This is a genomic window from Psychrobacter sp. JB385, assembly GCF_900163785.1.
GTDB lineage: Bacteria > Pseudomonadota > Gammaproteobacteria > Pseudomonadales > Moraxellaceae > Psychrobacter.
In genome coordinates this window covers 137,257-160,162 of the sequence record NZ_FUKN01000011.1, presented here as the reverse complement: position 1 = coordinate 160,162, position 22,906 = coordinate 137,257, and the positions used below count along the sequence as shown (strand labels likewise).

Sequence of the window (22,906 nt, the reverse complement as noted above, 5' to 3'; positions counted from 1 at the left end):
TAGACGCTTTATTTTTGGTGTCAAGGGTTTATTTTAAGTTTGTTTGAATGATCTGCATCAATCCAATACTCAATCTACCTTCCCTTTCGACTGGAACGCATTATACGGAGTTTTGACTTGTTAGCAAGCCTTTATTAGATTTAATAATTGGTTTATTCGACCTCATTTTAAATATTGATTATTTTTCAATAGGTTATAGGCTTTAATAGTTTGGCTTATTTGTAAAAATGAGGGTTCGAAACGCAGATAGTTCTGATAAGGTCATTGGACATAAAAAAAGCCACTATACATGCTAGTGGCTTTTTTATGGTATTCATTAACAATATTTAAGGTTGGAGCTGCAATGGTTCCAGCTTTTGAAATCATAGCTACTGAACTGTCCATAACTAGGCAACTCTATACGTAATCAATTGCCATCATTAAACATAATGCCATCATGATGATAATGGATAATCCGAAGATTTTATATGCCCATTTTACCTGTTGCTGAACTTGGTCTTGTTCGCTATCGAACTTAATCGGTTTCATAGCGATAAACAACCAATACCCTGACAACAATAGATGAACGCCCAAATACCAATAGCCAGTTGCATTTAACGCTGTGAGCAAACTACCCACAATTAAGAAAAGAGCAATAGTGATGGCAATATGCCACTGGGTTGTTCTAAACGAGTGCTTGACTGGTAGCACAGGAATACTGGCTGCGCTATAGTCTTTTTTGCGAAACACGGCAATGGCGTAGGCATGTGGCATCTGCCAAATGGCAAACATCGCAAATAGTACCCAGTACACACCATCGATAGAAGGCGTCAGCGCGGCATAGCCAATTACTGGAGGAATAGCACCAGAGAAGCTACCAATAAACGTACCCCAAACGGATTGACGTTTGAAATACAGACTATAAAATCCGACATAAACGACATAGCCAAACAGCGCTGAATACAGAGCCAATGGCGTAGTAGCTGCTAGGCACAATACACCTATGCCTAGTAGTACAATCGCATAAAGTATCGCATGCGCAATAGAGAGCTCACCTGTGACCAAAACACGATCACAAGTGCGCTGCATCTTTGAGTCGATATCACGGTCGATGATGTTATTAATCACACAACCAGAAGCTATGACGGTTAAGGTTCCAATTAAGACCTGAATCAATACCAGCCAATCGGGGTTGCCTTTAGCGGCTAAAAAATAGCCACCCAACACCGTGATAGCATTACCAAAGACGATGCCAGGTTTGATCACCTGAACAAGCGGTTGTTTGGCAACATCGAGTTTTAACTGTGCAAGTTTATTCATGATTATCCATCAGTTAATATCGTCAAATACCTTAGCGACATTGGTAAAATATTACCATCTAAAACAATGATGAGTCCTCAACCAGCGACCCATCATTGGGGCATTTGCGATAGCTTACATACGCCAACTTATAGCGCAGATAATAAAGGCGGTGACTGCCCTACTGTTGCATTCCAGCCATGTCTGAATGATCAGACATGTCCGAGTGTTCTTCTTGCGTGGTGGCAGGATTACCCTGCGTATGAGGTTGGTACGTATCTGGTAGATTTAACCTATCCTCAAAACCTTCAAGCTCACGGTCTAATCGAGGTGTACCATCTGCATTGGTAGGCATTTGCATAGGCATCTCTTTGTCCATACCCATACCCATGTCCATATTCATATCTTTACCCATGCCAGGCATCATGTGTTCGTTGGCATTGTGCATGATCCATAATGAACCGACCATGACAATTGCAACCACAAACAACGTGAACAAAAAGCTGTAAAGCGTATTACGCTGCTCAGGGCTAAAGTCCATGTGCAAAAAGAAGTAAACTTGCACAAAAACCTGTACAGCTGCAAAGACACCAATCATCCAAATGGCACTGGTCCCTGACATTGTACCGCTCATTACTAGCCAGAACGGTATAACCGTTAAGACTGCTGATAGTACAAAGCCGGTAAGGTAACTCTTTTTACTACCATGATTGCTCTGACCGTGGCTGACATCCCCATGTGCATGAGCCTGCTGGGCTGCATGTAAATTTTCATTTTTCATAATGCCACTCCTACTAGATACACTAGTGAAAAGACGCAAATCCACACGATATCCAAAAAGTGCCAGAACAGACTTAGACATCTTAAACGCGTCATCATACGCTCAGAAAGACCAAACTTGTTTAATTGGAACAGCGTAAAGAATAACCAGCAGATACCGACTGTTACGTGGATACCATGCAAACCGACTAAGCTAAAGAAGCTTGATAAGAAAGCACTGCGATCCGGTCCAAAGCCTTCGACAATCAGGTGATGGAATTCATAAACTTCCATCCCAATGAAACCCATGCCGAATAATGCAGTAATAATCAACCAAGTCTTAAGCTTTGCCATGTTGTTCTGATACGCACCAAGCATCGCAAAACCAAAGGTAATACTACTGATCAGTAGCAAGAAGGTTTCAATTAAAACAAACTTAAGGTCGAAAATATCTTTAGGACCTGGACCATCTGCCACACCAACATTCAATACAGCATAAGTGGCAAAAAACGTCGCAAACAAAATCAAGTCAGTCATCAAATATACAAAGAAACCGAGTACTTTATTGCCCTGCACATCCATATGATCTGGATGATGTGGATCACTAAGGTTAAAGTAATCTATGTTGCCTTTGTTATTATCATCAGATGGCAACAGATGCTCGCCGTTGTCATCTGGTAAGTTGCTGTTAACTTCATGTTTATTCATAGTTTCGGTACTACTCATAATCCGTCTCCTGCGTGAGCCGTACGAAGACGCTCGTAATAAGCATTTTCAGTTACTTCGATTTCATGAACCGGCACCACATAGTCAATATCACGCTTATTCGCTTCACGAATAACAAAGAAAACCATGACTAAGAAAGAGGCAATGACCAACCACCAAATATGCCAAACGAAAGCAAAACCAAATACAAAAGTTAGCAGACCAATGATCACACCAGAATCAGTATTTTTGGGCATATGAATTGGGCTGTAATACTCAGGGGCTTTGTCTGAAGTCCAACCACCATCTTTTAAATAAGCCAACGCATCAAGATCATTGATGACCGGTAACTGAGCAAAATTATAGAACGGTGCAGGTGACGGTGTGCTCCACTCCAACGTACGACCATTCCAAGGATCACCACTAACATCAGCAAGGCGTTCACGATCACGATAACTGACATAGAACATCATCAGCTGGCTGAAAATACCATACATGATAATGAAGGCACCGATAGCAGCAATAATTAACCAAAACTGCCATGAATCATTAGCGTAATGGTTAGTACGGCGCGTCATACCTAGGAAACCTAGAACATATAGCGGCATGAAGGCTGTGAAGAAGCCGATGATCCAACCCCAAAAAGCGCGCTTGCCCCATTTTTCGTCCAAACGATAGCCAAACATCTTCGGCCACCAGAACGCAATACCTGCAAAATAACCAAATACCGCACCACCAATGATGGTGTTGTGGAAATGCGCAATCAAGAACAAACTGTTATGCAACACATAATCAATACCAGGAACCGCTAGCATAACGCCTGTCATACCGCCAACCGTAAAGGTAATGATAAAACCAATGGTCCACATGATCGGAGTGCCAAAAATAATCTTGCCACGATACATGGTGAACAGCCAGTTAAATACCTTAACCCCTGTGGGAATGGCAATAATCATGGTGGTAATACCAAAGAAGGCATTGACATTGGCGCCTGAGCCCATCGTGAAGAAGTGATGCAACCAAACGATGAAGCTTAAAACAGCAATGACGAGAATGGCATAAACCATACTGACGTAGCCGAATAGTTTTTTCTGTGAGAACGTCGAGATGACTTCTGAGAAAATACCAAAGGCTGGTAATACCAAGATATAAACTTCTGGGTGACCCCAAATCCAAATCAGGTTGATATACATCATGACGTTGCCGCCAGCATCATTGGTAAAGAAATGCATACCAAGATAACGGTCTAGCGTCAGCATAATTAAAGTTGCTGTCAATACTGGGAAAGCGGCAACAATCAAGATATTGGTACAAAGTGCTGACCAAGTAAAAATAGGCATGTGCATCAGATTCATGCCAGGGGCACGCATCTTTAAGATAGTTACTAAGAAATTGACACCCGTCAGCAACGTCCCTAACCCTGATAACTGCAAGGCCCAAATATAATAATCCACCCCCACAGTCGGACTGAAGTTTAGCTCTGATAATGGTGGATAAGCCAACCAGCCTGTCGCTGCAAAGTCACCAATGACTAGCGAGACGTTGACCAATAGAGCGCCGGTCACGAATAGCCAAAATGACAATGAGTTTAGGAATGGAAAGGCCACATCACGTGCGCCAATCTGTAAAGGTACAATCGCATTCATTAGTCCTACAACCAATGGCATAGCGACGAAGAAAATCATAATCACGCCGTGAGCCGTGAAAATCTGATCATAGTGATGCGGCGGTAAATATCCTGTCTCAGGATAATTGGCCAGCATCTGATGGGTACGCATCATAATGGCATCACTGAAACCGCGTAGTAACATAACGATCGCTACAACGATATACATGATACCAATTTTTTTGTGGTCAACCGAAGTTAGCCAGTCATGCCAAAGTGTACCCCAAAGCTTCTTTTTGGTTAGAAAAATTAAAACCGCTAGCCCAACCAAGGCCATCATACCACCAGCCGCCATAATGATAGGCTCGTGGTAAGGTATTGCCTCGAGGGACAATCTACCGAGTATTGCTTCCATAATCAGCTTTCCTATTATTGAGCGTCAGCTTCTTGCGCATCATCTTTATTCGATGGCGCCGCTGGGTTAATGCTACCTTCACCATCATTCTTCAAATCAGACTCCAAGCCTCCGGTCACAGCAACTTCATTATCACGCTGATTGACCTCATTTGGCGCTACAAACTGATTTTGTTGTTTGGTATCTGAACCATACTGATTCACAATATAATCAAACATATTAGGTTGCGTCGATTTGAAATATTCGATGGCATGGTTCTCTGATGGTTTCGCTAATTCTTCATAGACAGCGGTATCAAGAACTTTATTGTCTTTAGCTTTAACTTTAGCTACCCAATTATCAAAACCTTGATTATCAACAGCATGAACCAAAAACTTCATATCTGAAAAACCAGGACCACTATAGTTAGAAGATAGTCCACTATAGATACCTGGTTCATTGGCAACCAAATGTAGCTGCGTTACCATGCTTGACATGGCATAAATTTGGCCACCAAGTCTAGGAATGAAGAATGAGTTCATGACTGCGTCAGAGGTAATTTTAAAGCTTACTGGTCGATCTACAGGCATATAAAGCTCATTGACGACAGCAATATCTTGCTCTGGGTAGATAAACAACCATTTCCAATTTTGCGCCACAACTTGAATCACAAGCGGTGGATTTTCGCTTGTCGTCTCTAGTGGCTTGTAAGGATCGAGTGCGTGGGTACTTTTCCACGTAATGACACCTAAGATAGCGATAATAATAATGGGGATTGTCCACATTACTATTTCAATCCAAGTGTTGTGTGACCACTGCGGATCGAAATCTTTATCAGCATCTGGTCTATCCGCACGATAGCGGTAGGTAAACCAGACAGTCATGACGATGACTGGTATAACCACAATCAACATCAAGATAGTAGTAACAATGAGAAGCTCTTTAGTTTGCACACCAACTTCGCCTTTAGGGTCTAATATCCCTGTATCACAGGCGGTCAGGAGCAAGCTGCTTATCAAGACTACTAAGTTGGCTTTAAGCCAGATTGGTAATTTGAAAAACGTCATGCCTTATTAACCTTATATTCGGTTAGTCTTATTAACATTTGCCAAGTTTTAGAGACACCCCATAACTGTTACAATCTCATAACGGACAGTAAACAAATGATACTGGGCTTTGGCCTCATTCACACTCTCAATTTAGCAAAGAAAATATACGGCAATTCTAACGCTATAAAGAGTGCAAACAAGGCCAACAGATTGCAACAATAATCAATAAAGTAAATCTCAACGTTCATCTACCTAATCAAATAAGTAACACAGGATTAAAAAACAGTAGCAGTTATGCTCTGTTTTTTAATCCTGTGAGATTGGGAGTTGGTAAATCGATTTACTAAGAGGGTATCAATAGTCTATAACACCTTACTTCAATGTTAAATTTTGTCTGAATGCCAGAAAAATATTACACACTATACACAAGTTATAAAAACTTTAGAAGTAAGCTTGTCTAATTCACACACACTATACGCTTCTTTTTTTAAAAATCACTACCTGCAACAAAATAGAAATAAAAAAACATGTTTTCACTATTCAAAAGCTATAAATTGAGCTTGAAATTTTTGTTTTTTTGAGTATCAGAATAGTGTAGAAAGACTTCATGAAGTAAATGAGACTGAGTCAATATCTAAAAAATGAGCAGTAAGTTTGCGCGGTTGTCTTACGAAAATGACTCATAACTAAAGCAGATGAGAAGCATTTATATTTGATTAAAAAGAAATATATCTTGTATGAAAAAAAGCTATAGGTGCTTATACAACACCTCGTGTTTTGCATTTTTAAGAAATATATTCATCTTTAAGAGACATGCTGTATGTAACAGGCAGTATGTCTCATTATCAATTCATATATGTGGTGTCAACTATAGATATCAAGAATAGGTCTTACGACCATTAAGCCATGTTAGAGACGCATACGCAAAGTAGTGACAATACCTGACAACGCATAAATAACGCCGATAGCTAAGATACCTACTGGTATATCATATAGCACGATACTCATCACTAGCACACCAACGATGAGAACCACAAAAGGTACTTTCTTTTTGTCAAACTCTTTAAAACTATAGTACTTAACATTGCTAACCATCAGCAAACCACAAGTCACTACCCACGCGGCAAACAATAGCATGATTGCTGTATCGTACTGCCCTACCCATTCATTGTGATCAATAGCGACCATCACCGCAGACGTGACTAAAATAGCAGCAAGCGGACTTGCCAAACCAACGAAGTATTTTTTATCAACAATACCGACCTGCACATTAAACCGTGCCAAACGGAATGCCGCACAAGCGGTAAAGACAAACGCACAGCCGATACCGATACGACCTAGTGATTGCAAAGCAAAACTGTAAATCAAAATAGCGGGTGCCACACCGAATGCCAACATGTCTGCCAGTGAGTCATATTGCTCGCCAAAAGGGCTTTGGGCATTAAGCATTCGCGCAACGCGACCATCTGCCCCATCTAAAATAGCCGACAAAAAGATGGCTAACGACGCTTTATAAAACTCGCCTTGCGTACTCGCTAAAATCGAGTAAAAGCCTGACAGTAAAGATAAAGTCGTAATCAAATTGGGCGCCAAATAAACGCCGCGACTGACCACGCGCTTACCTTCGGCGACCTCTGCTTCAATCACCTCAAAAGTCAAACCATCATAACTGTCATTATCCGCTAGGCGGATGTTGAACTCATGCTCGTCAATGAAAGGCGGCTGGGTAGCCGCACTGTCTTGTAACAGTCCATCGTTTAACGGTGTATTCTCTGATTGGCTACTTGGTGGCTGCTTGTTAGTCATCTCAATATCCTTATTACCAACATGGCGTTATTGCTGGTGTGGTTACTCGCCTACCAGCCAGCGCACATTGGTCGCACTATCAGGCGTTAAGTCTGGTGCGTCTGCCACCTTTAATGCAGGCTGTAAAAAGCGTAATATTTCACGTGCATGATTGTCGAACTGCCAAGGCGGATTGATAACCAATAAGCCCGTGCCGTTCAAACCTACTGCCACATCATTTGGATAAATGTTTAGCTCACAAACCAATTGGCGACGCATTTCAGTACGCTTAAGTTTCTTATAAAACAGCTCAACCGCTTCCATATTTTTGATAGGGAACCAAAGCGCGTACGTGCCTTGTGGCCATTTATTATAAGCGGAAACTAATAAATTGATAAGACGCGTGAAGTCTTTATGCTCTTGCTCATAAGGAGGATCAAGGAAAATCAGGCCACGCTTTTCTTTTGGCGGAATAACCGCTGTAATACCTTCAAAAGCATCACGATGTTGGATGCCGATTGGTAACTTATGTAGTTGATAGTTCAGTGCATCATATTCAGTCGCTTTGGCTTCAAACGCCTCACCACGCACACCCGCCTCAGGATTTTTTTCAATATGATGGGCAACCCACCAAGGTGAGCCAGGGTAGACTTTGTTGTCATAGGTGAATCTGGCTTGCTTAATGCCTTCCATATAGTCTTTGACAGCGGCTGGTGCCTTTTCGGTATCTGCTTGTAATAAAGCTTGGATACCACCTTTGGCTTCCCCTGTCTTGCGCGCTTCTTCACTGCTGAGTGAATACAGTCCGCGGCCACCATAAGCGTCAAGCACATAAAACGGTTTGTTTTTCTGCCCCAATTGATTGAGCAGTTGTACCAATAAAATGTGTTTAACCACATCAGCAAAGTTACCAGCGTGGTAGGCGTGTTTATAGTTCATAATCTCAAAAGTTTAAATAAGAAAAATTGCATCTATGGTAGCATAGGCAGAGTAAAAGATAATGTGGTTTTAGTAATGCTTTCAATAAAAAAGCGTTGATTGACTGTGTATTTGCAGCTATTTGATAGTAATGAGATGAAATGACGCAGATTATTAGCAACCTGAGCAAGACAGAATTGATTGTCGATCAGCCTATCGGTCAAGATAATCCTCCGTTACTGTTCCCAGATGGCCATAACGATAAACAAGAATCGCCTACCCAGCACGTACTGCAACTGTCTGACTTTGCAGTGAGCTGGGAAGACAAGCTGACGGACAAACAGCTTGATACATTTGTCACTGACGGTTGGCTCATTATTGATGATGTATTTGATAATATCGCGTTGCTCGCGCTACAGGCTGAAAGTGGTTTTATTGACTATCGTGATGCAGCGCTGACCGCTGGTGTTCGCATCAGTGATATTCGCGGTGATAGAATACGCTGGATCACCGAGAACTTCTTCGCAGGCTATTATTATCTGCAAAGCGTTAATACTCTCGCCGCCCTGTTTAACCGCAGCTTGTTCGCGGGTATTCGCCATAGTGAAGCGCATTATGCGTGCTATCCAATCGGCTTTGGCTATCAATGGCATAGCGACAATCCTGCTGGGCGCGATGAACGAGTGATCTCAGCGGTGTTTTATCTTAATGATGATTGGGAAGCGACTGACGGCGGCGCGCTAGAAATCGTTGATAAGCATGGTGTCCATCATGAGGTGATGCCAGTTGCCAACAGACTCATTATCTTTGACAGTGATTTGCAGCATCAAGTGCAAACAGCCCATCGTCAGCGCTACTCAATTGCCACTTGGATGCGCCGTGACGGTCTTGTACCCTTTGTCGAAGTAGACGCTTAGCACCTATTATTCATTATCTATTTATATTTAACATTTTCATTATTATACAAAAGGCTTACTCATGTCTGACTCTCACCAACAGCCCACCCGCCAGCAAGCAACCTTAGATTTGAGTATTGCGCTACTCGAACGCCCATCTGTCACACCAGATGATGATGGTTGCCAAGACATATTGTCAGAGCGATTGGAGCAAGCAGGCTTTGACTGCGAGTTTATGTACTATGGTGACAGACAAGCAAAAGGCGAACATGCTGAAGTCAAAAACTTGTGGGCGCGCCGTGGCACAACGGATCCCGTCATTTGCTTTGCCGGTCATACCGATGTGGTACCAACCGGTGATGAAAAAAACTGGACCTATCCTCCGTTTACCCCGACCATCGCTGATGGCTATCTATGGGCGCGCGGTGCCGCCGATATGAAGACTGGCATTGCAGCCTTTACTGTTGCAGCCGAACGCTTCGTCGCCAATCATCCTGAACACAATGGCTCCATTGCCTTTTTGCTTACCTCAGACGAAGAAGGGCCTTCAATCAACGGTACGGTCAAAGTCATCGAAACCCTAGAAGCGCGTGATGAAAAAATCACTTACTGTCTTGTGGGTGAACCATCGAGCACGGATACGTTAGGCGATATCATCAAAAACGGTCGTCGTGGCTCGCTAGGCGCAGAGCTGACTGTCACAGGTAAACAAGGTCATGTTGCCTATCCACATTTGGCTTGTAATCCGATTCACGCGGCGATGTCTGCCCTTGCTGAATTGACATCGACTGTATGGGATAATGGCAATGACTACTTCCCAGCCACCTCCTTGCAGATATCAAATATTAATGGCGGTACAGGTGCAACCAACGTCATTCCTGAAACGCTAAACGTTGTCTTTAACTTCCGCTTTTCAACTGAAACGACTGAAGATGAGCTAAAGGCAAAAACCCATGCTATCTTTGACAAATATTTTAACGAAAGCAAGGCCAGTTACGACATTAACTGGAAGCTATCTGGTCAGCCATTCTTAACCCCTGAAGGAAAACTGGTCTCCGCCTGCCAAAATGCGATCAAAAAGGTTACCAATGTTGATACGACATTATCTACTTCTGGCGGTACCTCCGATGGACGTTTCATCGCGCCAACAGGGGCACAAGTCGTCGAGCTTGGCGTACGTAATGCGACGATTCATCAAGTTGATGAAAAAGTAGAAGTCGATGACTTAGGAAAACTTGCGCAGATTTACGAAGGGATTTTAGAAAATCTATTGCTAAATTAGTTTTAATTTCTAATAGCAAAAAGCGCCGTCTATTATAGATGGCGCTTTTTTTATGAGCATTTATTTTTAGTATAGCGGTACAGTGGTTTGTTTAAAGATCAATACCTTTTTCTGGTGAAATATTTTCAAGTTTTTGCTGTATGTTTATTAGCTCTGCTTGAAAAGCATCGACTTTACCATTCATGTCTTCCTCTTCCTCGCTAAGCACACCATCCGTTCTAAAATCCTCTACATCAACCACTCGTCCACGCAACGCATTCTTAATGATTCCTAACTCGTAAACTGAAATATTATCATCGTCCATTTTTGCTATCCATCTTTAGCGTCTTTGAGAGTTTTCTCATATAGACATCGTATTCAATATACGGTAACGCAGACGATGGTTGGTAAATTTTCGTAATATCATTATTTAAAAGAAAAAGTAGGAAAGAAAAATGGTACTTTTTGAAATTTGTTCTACCTACTCAATCCCAATATAAACATCCACTTGACCGTACTCTAGATTGCCACCGATATAATGCTCAAAGTCTACATTAAATGTTCGGGTATGCTCACAGTCTGGCGCATTGAAATATTCCCAAGCATTTTCCCACGCATTCATGACGGTATTTGGCATATAACCTTCTTCAGAAAATACCAAGTACTTTCCTGCAGGAATGGTGACTTCTACCACATTACTGGTACTGGCTGTACTTTCACTGTCTGATTGAGCATTTTGTTCGGTAGCCGTTTTCCAGCTAGCGACAACATCAAACGCGCCTGCCAAATCATCGCTTTCGTAGTTATGATAGATACCGTAAATATCTTCGCCTTCAGGAAGTTGACCCGCATGATTTTGATAAAACTTTTGCCATAATCTACCCAGCTTGGCAGTGTCGTGGCTAATCTCAGCGTTATTGGTGGTACGAACGCTGATACCGCGACAAGCGATTGCTTCTGGCAGCTCTTTAATTTTTGATGTCATGATGCGGCCTTTTTAATGTATTTATTGAATTTTTATGGTTAACACTGCTCAACGTTATAGAGTCGATTAGTCGGCTTCATCGATCCAATTCATTTGGATGGCTTCTAAGATACCTTCATTTGATTTTTGTGGATCATCATCAAAGCCTTCAAGCTCAGTCACCCAGCGATGCAAATCGGTAAAGCGAATATACTGTGGATCAGTCTCTGGGAATTTTTCATAAAGCTCAATGGCGATATCTAAGCTGTCTGTCCATTTTAATTTTTGTGGCGTCATAACGGTACCTTTTTTTAGTCGTTTTAGAAATAGTAGTGTCGCCTTAGCATCGACGATTTGATGGACTCTATCCTACCAAAATTCAGCAAATGATTATAGCCAAGTTATTATCGGGTGCTATTTTTCAATATTTTTTATGCTGATTTAGTCGACTTAACAGCGACTTGGTGGCTATTCCATGTGTTAATCACATCTGTCAATTGCTCCCCTGTCATATCCAATACCTCTGGCGTGCGCATACCTGTATCATCGGTAAACACAAACTTGGTCATACCAACGCCCATCAGCTGATTTTTGACAAAAAATCGATGCTCAAAATATACGTATTTGTGATCCCAGCCTGCAACCACACTGCTAAGCGTCATTTTATCCAAAAACTTGATTTGTTTGAGATAAATCATCTCTTGCATGGCGATGACCCAGTTTAGAGGTTTGATGCCTTTTTCATGACAGCGTGCCATGACCCAGCGTGTCACGTTTAGCTCAATAAATGAGAGGTAACGATAATTGGGCAAGTGATCGCGAAACCCCATGTCATGCGGTAATACCCGATAATGGCGGACAGTCGGTGCAGTCAATGTCTCTAGACTAATCGTTTCGCTCGCCGATTGATGCTTGAGCTGTTGTTTGAGTAAACTGACCATAATAAAAAATCGTAGTAACATATTCATAAACATTTCTCTTATTTCATCGTATTTGTAATTGGTAATAGTCTATCGTTGAAGCTGTTCAGATGGGTTAAAAGGTTAATAAAGCGCAAACCACATACTAAGTGCATAAAACATAGTTGATTTTGTGATCATTGAAAACTGACCGTAATTGGAAATAATCTCAGTCCATAGTCAGCTCATAAACGCCGCTCACTTTAACGCAAAAAAGCCACCTCAGTGACTTTCTTTGTTTAAAAACTTATCGGTAAAAGCGAATAGTCAAAAACATCGTTTAATTATCAATGACCGCCGCCATTGATACTACGTACCATCTCTTCAACCATTTTCTTGGCATCACCAAAGATCATCATGGTTTTGTCCATGTAGAACAAGCTGTTATCCAGACCTGCGTAACCGGTGCTCATTGAACGCTTGATAACCATAACGGTTTGAGCTTTGCTGACTTCTAAAATTGGCATACCAAAGATTGGAGAAGTCGGATCGTCTTTTGCAGACGGGTTCACAACATCGTTTGCACCGATAACTAACACCACATCGGTACTTGCGAAGTCTGAATTGATCTCATCCATTTCTAAAATATCATCATAAGGCACATCAGCTTCTGCCAACAGTACGTTCATGTGACCTGGCATACGACCAGCAACTGGGTGTATGGCAAAACGAACATTAACGCCTTCTTCTTTTAGCAGCTCATATAGCTCTTTTACTGCATTCTGTGCGCGGCCCTGTGCCATACCATAACCCGGTACGATGACCACATTGCTGGCATTAGACATAAGGAACCCTGCATCTTCTGCTGAGCCTGCTTTGTAGTTCTTGGGTGCGCCATCATCACCGCCTGCTGCAACAGCGCCTGTACCCATACCACCAAACAACACATTGAGCAGTGAGCGGTTCATAGCTTTACACATGATGTAAGACAAAATCGCACCTGATGAACCGACCAGCGAACCTGCGATAATCAGCATTGAGTTGCCAAGGGTAAAACCAATGCCCGCTGCCGCCCAACCAGAAAACGAGTTCAATAGTGATACCACCACGGGCATATCACCACCACCGATTGGCGCAATCCACATCCAACCAAAGACAACCGCAATCACTGCCATCGCATAAAACGCTGGTAATGAATCTGTGACAAAATACACGCCACCAAAACCAATCATCGCAATAAATAATAGCGCTTGGACAGGTTTTACCCAGCCGCCAACCAAGGTTTTTGCCCAGCTTTTTGCTGCCAATTTACCAAAGGCAAAAACCGATGCTGAGAACGTAATCGCACCGATGAAGCAACCAATAAATAGCTCAACACGGGCAACAGCGCCATGCGCCTGCTCAGTGTGCAGTACCGTTGCAAGTGCAATTGCAACCGCTGCCAAACCGACGAATGAATGCATTAAAGCAACGGTTTCTGGCATCTGCGTCATCGCGACTGTTTTCGCTTTCCACATACCAACGACGGCACCTAAGATCATCGCGCCAATAATGAGCCAAAGGATAGGACCTTCTGCTAAAAAGAAGGTTGTCACAACGGCAATTGCCATCGCTGCCATACCAAAACGGTTACCGCGAATAGCCGTCTTTGGACTCGATAAACCACGTAAGGTTAAGACAAAAAGGATCGCGCCAATCAGATAGAACCAATCCGCATTCGCCGCAATCATCGCTGATAAATCATTCATGCGTCGCCTCCATTATCAGTCGTCGTTTCAAGAGCAGGCGCTTTTTTTACTTTGGGCTTGAACATTGCAAGCATACGCTCAGTTACCGCAAAACCACCAAAGATATTGATACTCGCTAGAAATACCGCAAAGGCACCAAGCAAACTGGTCGGCGTGAACATTGAGCCATCAATCGTGACGGTTTGTAGCATCGCCCCCACAATAACAATACTGGATAACGCATTGGTGACCGCCATCAATGGCGTGTGCAAAGCAGGGGTAACGCCCCAAACCACATAGTAACCAACAAAAATAGCGAGTACGAATACCGTAAAAATCGCTACAAATGGCGTGCTATTCATGGCTGCACCCGCTGGCGCTGCCGCTAAAATAGTGGCAATCATACAATCCTCCTAAAAATTTATTCATCACTGGCAATAGATAGTGACCGTATAAGTAGTGATAGGCAGTCTAAGCCTAGCGTTTGGCTAGTCGTACCTGACCGTCATGTGTCACTGCCAGTGCGCCCTGAATCTCATCTTCCATGTCTAAGTTAAGCGAAAGATCGTTTGCTGCTGCCTCGTCGCCAGCAGGAGCGGTCAAAGTCGTGATAAAGTTAACCAAGTTATTGGCATATAGATCTGACGACTGCGCCGCAAGCATTGATGGGATATTGGCTGCACCAACGATACGTACGCCGTTCTCTGTAGTAATGGTGTCATTCGGCACACTGCCTTCGACGTTACCACCGGTACCAGCAGCCATATCGATCAGGACAGAACCTGCTTTCATTTTGGTAAGGGTTGCCTCGTGCACTAGACGCGGGGCATTACGACCAGGAATCTGCGCCGTGGTAATAACGATGTCAGCATTACTAAGTGCCTTGTCAACCACGGCAGCTTGGTCTTTGATATATTGCTCTGATGGCGTCCACGCATAACCGCCCGTTGCTTTTGCCTTTTGCGCTTCGTCTTCACTCATTGGTACATCAAGCCACTTGCCGCCAAGTGATTCGACTTGTTCTTTCGCCGCAGGGCGCAAATCACTCGCTTCTACAACCGCTCCTAGACGTTTTGCCGTTGCAATTGCTTGCAGACCTGCCACACCTACGCCCAATATGACTACTTTGGCTGGCTTGACCGTTCCCGCAGATGTCATAAACATAGGAAAAGGACGAGAGTATTCGTTAGCTGCTAGCAATACCGCTTTATACCCAGCAAGGTTGGCCTGCGAGGATAATACGTCCATGTTTTGTGCGCGTGATAGTGTGCGCGGTAATAACTCCATTGCAAAAGCCGTCGCACCTTTGGCCGCATAAGTGTCAAGCTGAGTGTTGCGATACGGGTCGAGCATGCCAACGACAACCTGACCTGATGACAAATTAGCGGTAGTCTCAGATGGTAAGTCATTGACGGTAGTAATAATTCGAGACTGGGTAATCACCTCGGTGCTACTGTTGGCAATATCGGCACCAGCAGCTTGATACAATTCATCAGCATAATACGCTGCTTGGCCTGCACCTGACTGAATGACGACTTCAAACCCAAGCTTGCGCAATTTTTTGACTGCGTCTGGGGTTAGTGCGACACGGCTTTCACTCGCGGTATCTGCACTGATTACACCGATTTTCATACTGTCTCCTTGTAGTGGGTGATTGGGCTGCACCAGTTATTGATGAGGTCTATTGCAAGTATTTAGATGCTGCAAATATCACTTAAAAATAGAATTCTTTTCCGCCCGTAATAAGCGAGCAACATTCAACGTACATAGCAATACCAAAGATACTATCAATTAAATAAATGATATTCCAGCATTCATCACGACTTTTTATTATAGAGACATCATTCTTGAACTTTCATTGTCTAATGATGACCAACAAGTAAGATAAAAAGTTAGGCGTTTACACCATGCCTATAACTTTTATTGTTATATTAAAATCTTTTATTTTTTCAAAAAATACGTCAAAGCCATGCGGACTAAGGTAGCAGCTTATAAAAACAGCTCTTTTTAGACATTTTTATCAATTAATAGACAACCTCAAAAAAAACATAAAATAATCAAGGTCAAGTCAAGCCACACCCGCAGCTGTCGTATAATAAGAACACTTCACACACGAAAAGCTCGGTCATTGACTCACGATAATAAGGACAAACCATGTATTTTTTACTCTCCCCTGCCAAATCTTTGAACGAAACAGACGCTGTACCAGTGAACTTGGGCAACTACTATAGTCAGCCTGAACTGATCGCGCACTCACAGTCACTCATGAAAGTATTGAAGTCTAAAGAGCCCGTTGATTTACAAGAGCTGATGAGCATCTCTGATGATCTTGCGCAACTCAATGCCACGCGCAATCAACAATGGCGTTGGAGTGAAAATCAACCATTTACTGATGATGAGTCTGGTAATGCAGCAAAGCCAGCGGGCTACTTGTTCGACGGCGACGTTTATACCGGTCTTGATATGTATAACATGGATAAAGAAACGTCCATCTATGTCAATGAACATCTGGGTATTTTGTCAGGTCTTTATGGGGTATTAAAACCATTGGACTTGATTCAGCCTTACCGTTTAGAGATGGGTACGAAGCTAAAAAACGAGCTCGGTGATAATCTTTATGAGTTTTGGGGAGAAGAAATAACTGACGTTATCAATGCTCGTATGAGAGATAGCGAGGACAAGGTCTTGATCAATCTGGCGTCGAACGAGTACTTTAAAGCGGTGAAAAAGAAAGCATTGAAAGCGGATATCATCACGCCACGGTTCGAAGACGAAAAAAATGGCACGTATAAAGTCATTAGCTTTTATGCAAAAAAGGCACGTGGCCTTATGGTGAAATATGCTGCTGACAATAAGCTGAGCAATGCGGAGCAGTTAAAAGATTTTGATTTGGCGGGTTATTATTACTGTATCGAGGCGTCTGATGATAAGACGTGGGTGTTTAGAAGAGATGCGGCGGATCAGTAACTTGATATAAAAATCATATTTACTACAGTCGCTAGACGCATGGCACTCAGGGCTTCTAGCGACTGTATTACATCTCCTTTAATTGAACGGATCACAACAGTCCTTCTTGCTGCTGCGATTGATGGCTAAAACCATTGCCTTGAGCGATAAAGATGATTCTTTAACGTGAAATAATCGACATGATAGCGTCAGCCAGTTGGGGGATTTCCGTCATTTTCAAACCGGCAATATTTATTCTGCCATTTGGCATACCGTAGATAGCGAACTCATCTTGCAATATCAGCATTTGACTCTCTGTTAGCGGTAATAAAGAAAACATGCCTTTTTGATGCGAAATGTCCAAAAACTCTGCAGGTGCACCCCTATCTTTTAATGCTACGCCTAACGCTTGGCGAATAGCATCTACCCTATCACGGTAGCTTGCCAGCTCAACTAGCCAAGCATCTGGGCTATCTAGCAAATAAGAAGCCACTGCGGCACCGTGATTGGGCGGCATGGAGTAATTGGCTCGTGTAATGGTTTCTAAAAGTGTCTGTATATCGGCATGGCGCTCATGGTTTGTCGTTACCACCGTGGCAATACCAGTGCGCTCATTATATAGACCCATATTTTTTGAACAGCTGGCGGCGATAAATGCAAAATCAGCGTCTTCAATCATTAAACGAAGTCCTGCAGCATCGGTATCAGGATCACCTCCAAAACCTTGATACGCCATATCAATAAACGGGACAATATTTTTCTGTTTACACTTATCAGAAAATAGTTGCCACTGCTCTAAAGAAGGGTCTATACCGGTAGGATTGTGGCAGCACGCATGTAATAACAACACATCTCCTTCTTTTGCTTTTTCTAGCGCGGCAAAACACGCATCGATATCTAATTGACCGTTTTTATTTTGCCATGGATACGTATTAACCGTTAACCCAGCCCCTTCCATCAGCGGACGATGATTGATATAGCCAGGATTACTGATCCAAACGGTTGAATCTGGAGAGAGCGTGGCGATCAAATCAGCAATGAGTCGTAGCGCCCCTGATGCACCAACCGTCTGAATCGTGCATTGGTTGTTTAGATTTGGACGGTCACCCAGTACAAATTTTGCCATTTGTTGATTAAAATTAGCGTTACCCGATAGCATGCCATAAGCCTTTGAATGCGCTTCATGAGCAAGATGTATTTCTGCGTCTTGCACGGTTTTCATCACAGGCGTATTGCCTTGCTCGTCTCGATAGACACCAACCAATAAATCTATTTTATGTTTGCGTGGGTCAGCGCGAAACCTACCTAACAACGCCCACAGTGGATCACCATTGATGATAGGCATATTGTTTAACATCATGATACTTCCTTAATTAGTTTATTTTGCTCGATTAGACAAGATGACGCCAATGGTACTGAGTACGATGCCGCATATCATGATGACTGATAGAGACTCCTTGAGTATCAGCGTCGCCAGTATAGCGGTTAATCCTGGGGACAAGGAACCAAGTAATAAGGTACGAATAGAACCCAATTGTTTGACCGCATAAGAGAATGCAAGGGTTGATACCACCCCTACCCCAAGGCCTTGTACTAGGATAAAAGGCAGCGCGTCATCAAAGGATACGGAACCTATATTGGTCTCCATCATGCCTGACAGAACCATCACCAATGTCAGAAAAAAAGAGATATAAGAGAGTACGATAGCGATCACTATTGGGCTTAGCTTGGTGCTTTTTAACCCCAAGGTATAAGCCGCCCAAATCAGGCTTGCCATCAACAGTAACCCCACCCCATACAGCAGACTATTAGGTATTGCCTGTGCATGACCGCCAATCATAGTCGCGATACCAAAGAGAATAAGGATTAATGCGGCAAGTTTTCTTAATGATATTTGCTGACGATAAAAAATAAAAGACAGTAAGGCTGCAAAGAAGACTGGCGTCCCTGTCAAAATAGTACCCATGTAAGCGGCCGGCACTGTACTTGCACCAAAAGCAGCCAATAAAAGAAAAGGCACGCCGCCAAATAAAATAAACATAATATCTGGCAATCTTATATTTTTGATTTCATGCCAACTAGAGAGTACCCAAGGGGTCAACAAGATTAGCGGTACACTAAAGCGAATGAGCATGACATCCGCAATACTGAGCGACGACGCCCCAACCGCTCGCACAGTCAACGCAAATCCTGACCAAATCAATAATACGACGCTCATTGCCACATAGCCTTTGGTTAGTGGCGACATAATGAACAAAGGGTTTTTGCGTGATGCAGGCTGAGATATCGTATTCATAGTCGTGTCTTATGCTGGTATACAAAGACCAATTATCGATTAAAATACGCGCTTTTATCTCTATTTATTCATTGCAATTTTGCAAATATTTGGTGGATAATGCTAATTAAATAAAAATTATTGGCTTAAAAAGCCAAAAGGTAAATTATGGACAAAATCGATCGCCATATCTTGGAAGTGCTCCAAAAAGAAGCGCGCTTATCTACAGCCGAACTGTCCGAACGTATAGGGCTGTCGCCTTCTCCTTGCGCGCGACGCCTCAAACGTTTGGAAGATGAAGGTTATATAGAGAACTATCAGGCAAACGTAAATAAAGCCAAAGCGGGTATTGCGATGAGTTTCTTTGTGGAGGTCAGTCTCAACAGCCACCAAGAAGAATCTATCGCAGCTTTCGAACGCGCTCTGTCCAATATGGACGAGGTGATTAATGGACATGTGGTATCGGGTTCTTATGATTATTTATTAGAAGTAGTGAGCCCCAATCTCGATGGTTATGAGCGGTTCACACGTAAGTTACACAAGCTTGCTAGCGTAAAAGATATACACACTCATTTATCGGTGAGAAAGGTAATCCATAAGACAACTTTACCTATTTTTGTTTGAGATTCTTTTATACCGACTAGGAGCACAATGTCTCGCTCGATAATTAGTGAGTAGAAAGACCTATAGTGAGTTCATTTGAACTTGATAGAATATTGCTATGATAAAGAAGTGTCTGATGATAAGACTTGGGTTTTTAGAAGGGATGCAGCGGATCAGTAGTTTGATATAGAAATCTATTGATAACGCATATTGTAAAATTTCTCCATTATTTGAGGTATGTGCATCGGTAGGCTATCTATATAAAGATACTGTAGAGCTAGTACCTTTTGTATCATGTCGGCAGAATTTACCACGGTAGCTAAAAGCATTGCATTTAATGCTTCTAGCCCATTAGAGTTCTGTAATATCTGAATAATCAACGGCTCAGGAAAACCATCCTTCTTTCTTGAAAACGCATGCATACCTGTATGGACATATGAGTTTGCTGGTTTCATCGTTAACTCTTTAAACTCTCTCATCATTGCTACTGCTCTCTCAGGAACTATTCCCTCTCTCGCAGCGTCGTCTAAATCCTTTAAAATAATATTAATTGTAGGTATACGTTTCTCGGCTTGCGATGCATTTTGTTGAGTCAAAGGTTTATAGAATCTTTCAACGATATCATCTTTAGCAACCCAATATATCCATTGCGCTCTTATTAATGATTCAAATTGCAGGCGCAACAAGCTACTAGCCGAAATATTACACCCTTCTTTAGCTAATAAGTGTACAGCATGACCATGTTCAGATGAAATATCTGCCAAAATCAAAGTTGCTATCTCTCTATTATTAAAATCATCGATATTAGGAATTTTATTCGTTTCACTTAACAGAGATGTACGGAAATCCATTGATTGTGAATAAAACCTTTTGAAAGCAGCGCTCAATACACTTCCTCTTCAAAAAATACAAATCTAATTTAATGACAATCTATCATAACTCAAAGATTTTTCACATAAAAAAACCGTCATATTAGATTGCATAAAAAAGCCCTGCTATCTTTCGATAGCAGAGCCTTTAGTAGTCAAATAGACTTTATGAGGTTGATTTTACTTTTTGCGAAAAGTGATTTATCGAGGAAGACGAGCGAAAATAGTACTTATTGTACATTGAGCGCGTCTGACGAAGACAAACCGCTTTGCAGCGACAGTAAAATTACATCATGCCGCCCATTCCACCCATACCGCCCATTCCACCAGCACCGCCCATGCCAGCCATACCATCATCTTTTTCTGGTAGGTCAGTAATCATGGCTTCGGTAGTCAGCATTAGGCCAGCAACAGAGGCAGCGTTCTCTAGTGCTGAGCGAGATACTTTGGCTGGATCAAGGATACCCATTTCTAGCATATCGCCGTACTCACCAGAGGCAGCGTTGTAACCGTAGTTGCCTGTACCGTTTTTCACTTCGTTAACCACCACTGATGCTTCTTCGCCAGCGTTGGTAACGATTTGACGCAATGGCGCTTCCATCGCACGACGTAGGATATTGATACCTGCGTCTTGGTCATCGTTGTCGCCTTTTAGCTCAGACAATGCATTCATGGCACGAACTAACGCAACGCCGCCGCCAGGTACAACGCCTTCTTCAACCGCTGCACGAGTGGCATGTAGCGCATCGTCAACACGGTCTTTCTTCTCTTTCATTTCAGTTTCAGTTGCTGCGCCAACTTTGATTACTGCTACGCCGCCTGCCAATTTCGCAACGCGCTCTTGTAGCTTTTCTTTATCGTAATCAGAAGTAGACTCTGCGATCTGACGGTTGATAGACTCAACGCGGTTTTCGATGTCAGCTTTGTTACCAGCGCCATCAACGATCACGGTGTTTTCTTTACCAACAGTGACTTTTTTCGCCGTACCCAATTGCTCAAGCGTCGCAGTCTCTAGGCTTAGACCAATCTCTTCAGAGATTACGGTGCCGCCCGTTAGCGTTGCGATGTCTTCTAGCATGGCTTTACGACGATCGCCAAAACCTGGTGCTTTAACGGCACAAGTTTTTAGGCCGCCACGCATGTTGTTTACAACTAGCGTAGCCAATGCTTCGTTTTCTACGTCTTCAGCGATAATAAGCAACGGCTTGCTTTGCTGCATGACTTGCTCAAGTAATGGCACGATCTCACGGATGTTGCTGATTTTTTTGTCAACCAATAGGATATATGGGTTTTCAAATTCAGCGGTCAAGCTGTCTTGCTTGTTTGCAAAGTATGGGCTGATGTAACCACGGTCAAACTGCATACCTTCAACAACTTCTAGGGTATCTTCAAAGCTTGAACCTTCTTCAACGGTGATAACGCCTTGCTTACCCACTTTTTGCATCGCTTGCGAGATCAACTCACCGATTTTGGTGTCTGAGTTTGCAGAGATAGAACCTACTTGCGCGATAGCTTTTTCGTCATCGGCTGGGGTTGATAGGTTATGGATTTCTTGCACGGCTGCGCGAACGGCTTTGTCGATACCGCGCTTAAGATCCATTGGGTTCATGCCAGCAGCTACTGACTTCATGCCTTCTTGCAAGATTGACTGAGCCAATACGGTCGCAGTCGTTGTACCATCACCCGCGACATCGTTTGTGCGGCTAGCAACTTCACGAACAAGCTGAGCACCCATGTTTTCGAATTTGTTTTCAAGCTCGATTTCTTTGGCAACTGATACACCATCTTTAGTGATGGTTGGCGCGCCAAATGATTTATCGATAACCACGTTGCGGCCTTTAGGGCCTAGGGTGACACGTACTGCGTTTGCTAGAACGTTTACGCCGTCCATCATTTGTTTACGGGCATCAATGCCGAATTTTACGTCTTTTGCCATGGTAAATTACTCCATTATTATAAGTATGAGAATACA

The 22,906-nt window shown here is 42.8% G+C and carries 22 protein-coding genes; 4 read left to right on the top strand and 18 right to left on the bottom strand.

What is annotated here, in order from left to right; all coding sequences use genetic code 11:
* Positions 1 to 396: 396 nt before the first annotated feature.
* The 7 genes from cyoE to CZ794_RS06325 form a co-directional block, all read right to left on the bottom strand.
* On the bottom strand, positions 397 to 1,299 hold the full coding sequence (cyoE, locus tag CZ794_RS06355; RefSeq protein WP_087040803.1) for a heme o synthase: 903 nt from the start codon (positions 1,297 to 1,299) through the stop codon (positions 397 to 399).
* 160 nt (positions 1,300 to 1,459) lie between these two features.
* Positions 1,460 to 2,059, bottom strand: a complete 600-nt coding sequence (gene cyoD, locus CZ794_RS06350; protein ID WP_087040802.1) for a cytochrome o ubiquinol oxidase subunit IV — start codon at positions 2,057 to 2,059, stop codon at positions 1,460 to 1,462.
* Positions 2,056 to 2,619 carry a cytochrome o ubiquinol oxidase subunit III gene (gene cyoC / locus CZ794_RS06345; protein WP_087040813.1) on the bottom strand — a complete coding sequence of 188 codons (564 nt, stop codon included), beginning with the start codon at positions 2,617 to 2,619 and terminating at the stop codon, positions 2,056 to 2,058. Before cyoC ends, cyoD begins: the two co-directional genes overlap by 4 nt.
* 140 nt (positions 2,620 to 2,759) lie before the next feature.
* A complete protein-coding gene (gene cyoB, locus CZ794_RS06340) occupies positions 2,760 to 4,763 on the bottom strand; it encodes a cytochrome o ubiquinol oxidase subunit I (RefSeq protein WP_256958890.1) in 2,004 nt (667 codons plus the stop codon).
* Positions 4,764 to 4,777: 14 nt separating this feature from the next.
* Complete coding sequence (gene cyoA / locus CZ794_RS06335) at positions 4,778 to 5,809, bottom strand: ubiquinol oxidase subunit II (protein WP_087040801.1); 1,032 nt, start codon at positions 5,807 to 5,809, stop codon at positions 4,778 to 4,780.
* 891 nt (positions 5,810 to 6,700) lie between these two features.
* Positions 6,701 to 7,597, bottom strand: a complete 897-nt coding sequence (gene pssA, locus CZ794_RS06330; protein WP_087040800.1) for a CDP-diacylglycerol--serine O-phosphatidyltransferase — start codon at positions 7,595 to 7,597, stop codon at positions 6,701 to 6,703.
* Positions 7,598 to 7,639: 42 nt separating this feature from the next.
* Positions 7,640 to 8,515, bottom strand: coding sequence for a 23S rRNA (adenine(2030)-N(6))-methyltransferase RlmJ (locus tag CZ794_RS06325; protein ID WP_087040799.1), 876 nt, complete (start codon positions 8,513 to 8,515; stop codon positions 7,640 to 7,642).
* A gap of 140 nt (positions 8,516 to 8,655) precedes the next feature.
* Between CZ794_RS06325 and CZ794_RS06320 the strand changes: the two genes are divergently transcribed.
* Positions 8,656 to 9,411: a 2OG-Fe(II) oxygenase gene (locus CZ794_RS06320; RefSeq protein ID WP_087040798.1), complete on the top strand. Its 756-nt coding sequence runs from the start codon at positions 8,656 to 8,658 to the stop codon at positions 9,409 to 9,411.
* A gap of 61 nt (positions 9,412 to 9,472) precedes the next feature.
* On the top strand, positions 9,473 to 10,672 hold the full coding sequence (dapE, locus tag CZ794_RS06315; RefSeq protein WP_087040797.1) for a succinyl-diaminopimelate desuccinylase: 1,200 nt from the start codon (positions 9,473 to 9,475) through the stop codon (positions 10,670 to 10,672).
* Between the two features lie 91 nt (positions 10,673 to 10,763).
* On the opposite strand, the gene CZ794_RS06310 is transcribed toward dapE, so the two are convergent.
* From CZ794_RS06310 to CZ794_RS06280, 7 genes are all read right to left on the bottom strand, one after another.
* Positions 10,764 to 10,976: a hypothetical protein gene (locus tag CZ794_RS06310; RefSeq protein ID WP_087040796.1), complete on the bottom strand. Its 213-nt coding sequence runs from the start codon at positions 10,974 to 10,976 to the stop codon at positions 10,764 to 10,766.
* 156 nt (positions 10,977 to 11,132) lie between these two features.
* Positions 11,133 to 11,636, bottom strand: coding sequence for a GyrI-like domain-containing protein (locus tag CZ794_RS06305; protein ID WP_087040795.1), 504 nt, complete (start codon positions 11,634 to 11,636; stop codon positions 11,133 to 11,135).
* Between the two features lie 66 nt (positions 11,637 to 11,702).
* A complete protein-coding gene (iscX, locus tag CZ794_RS06300; RefSeq protein ID WP_021812734.1) occupies positions 11,703 to 11,912 on the bottom strand; it encodes a Fe-S cluster assembly protein IscX in 210 nt (69 codons plus the stop codon).
* 134 nt (positions 11,913 to 12,046) lie between these two features.
* Positions 12,047 to 12,583 carry an acyl-CoA thioesterase gene (locus tag CZ794_RS06295; RefSeq protein ID WP_087040794.1) on the bottom strand — a complete coding sequence of 179 codons (537 nt, stop codon included), beginning with the start codon at positions 12,581 to 12,583 and terminating at the stop codon, positions 12,047 to 12,049.
* Positions 12,584 to 12,861: 278 nt separating this feature from the next.
* A complete protein-coding gene (locus CZ794_RS06290; protein WP_087040793.1) occupies positions 12,862 to 14,262 on the bottom strand; it encodes an NAD(P)(+) transhydrogenase (Re/Si-specific) subunit beta in 1,401 nt (466 codons plus the stop codon).
* Positions 14,259 to 14,603 carry a proton-translocating transhydrogenase family protein gene (locus tag CZ794_RS06285; RefSeq protein ID WP_218778309.1) on the bottom strand — a complete coding sequence of 115 codons (345 nt, stop codon included), beginning with the start codon at positions 14,601 to 14,603 and terminating at the stop codon, positions 14,259 to 14,261. The genes CZ794_RS06290 and CZ794_RS06285 overlap by 4 nt, the downstream gene beginning before the upstream one ends.
* A 115-nt stretch (positions 14,604 to 14,718) precedes the next feature.
* The gene (locus CZ794_RS06280) at positions 14,719 to 15,873 is read right to left on the bottom strand and encodes a Re/Si-specific NAD(P)(+) transhydrogenase subunit alpha (RefSeq protein ID WP_087040791.1); all 1,155 of its coding nucleotides are present in this window, start codon (positions 15,871 to 15,873) and stop codon (positions 14,719 to 14,721) included.
* 522 nt (positions 15,874 to 16,395) lie between these two features.
* On the opposite strand from CZ794_RS06280, the gene yaaA reads away from it, so the two are divergent.
* Entirely contained in the window at positions 16,396 to 17,208 is an 813-nt protein-coding gene (yaaA, locus tag CZ794_RS06275; RefSeq protein ID WP_087040790.1) for a peroxide stress protein YaaA, read from the top strand.
* Positions 17,209 to 17,368: 160 nt separating this feature from the next.
* Here the strand turns inward: yaaA and CZ794_RS06270 are convergent, their stop codons facing one another.
* Together CZ794_RS06270 and CZ794_RS06265 are read right to left on the bottom strand one after the other, a co-directional pair.
* Positions 17,369 to 18,547, bottom strand: a complete 1,179-nt coding sequence (locus CZ794_RS06270; RefSeq protein WP_218778308.1) for an aromatic amino acid transaminase — start codon at positions 18,545 to 18,547, stop codon at positions 17,369 to 17,371.
* A gap of 18 nt (positions 18,548 to 18,565) precedes the next feature.
* A complete protein-coding gene (locus CZ794_RS06265; RefSeq protein WP_256958887.1) occupies positions 18,566 to 19,483 on the bottom strand; it encodes a DMT family transporter in 918 nt (305 codons plus the stop codon).
* A gap of 147 nt (positions 19,484 to 19,630) precedes the next feature.
* Here CZ794_RS06265 and CZ794_RS06260 point away from each other — a divergent pair, with 147 nt between their 5' ends.
* Positions 19,631 to 20,086, top strand: coding sequence for an Lrp/AsnC family transcriptional regulator (locus tag CZ794_RS06260; RefSeq protein WP_087040789.1), 456 nt, complete (start codon positions 19,631 to 19,633; stop codon positions 20,084 to 20,086).
* A 173-nt stretch (positions 20,087 to 20,259) separates the two neighbouring features.
* Here CZ794_RS06260 and CZ794_RS06255 read toward each other — a convergent pair whose 3' ends face one another.
* Both CZ794_RS06255 and groL read right to left on the bottom strand, forming a co-directional pair.
* Positions 20,260 to 20,952: a hypothetical protein gene (locus tag CZ794_RS06255; RefSeq protein ID WP_143515706.1), complete on the bottom strand. Its 693-nt coding sequence runs from the start codon at positions 20,950 to 20,952 to the stop codon at positions 20,260 to 20,262.
* 268 nt (positions 20,953 to 21,220) lie between these two features.
* Positions 21,221 to 22,870, bottom strand: a complete 1,650-nt coding sequence (groL, locus tag CZ794_RS06250; RefSeq protein ID WP_087040787.1) for a chaperonin GroEL — start codon at positions 22,868 to 22,870, stop codon at positions 21,221 to 21,223.
* Positions 22,871 to 22,906 lie beyond the last annotated feature (36 nt).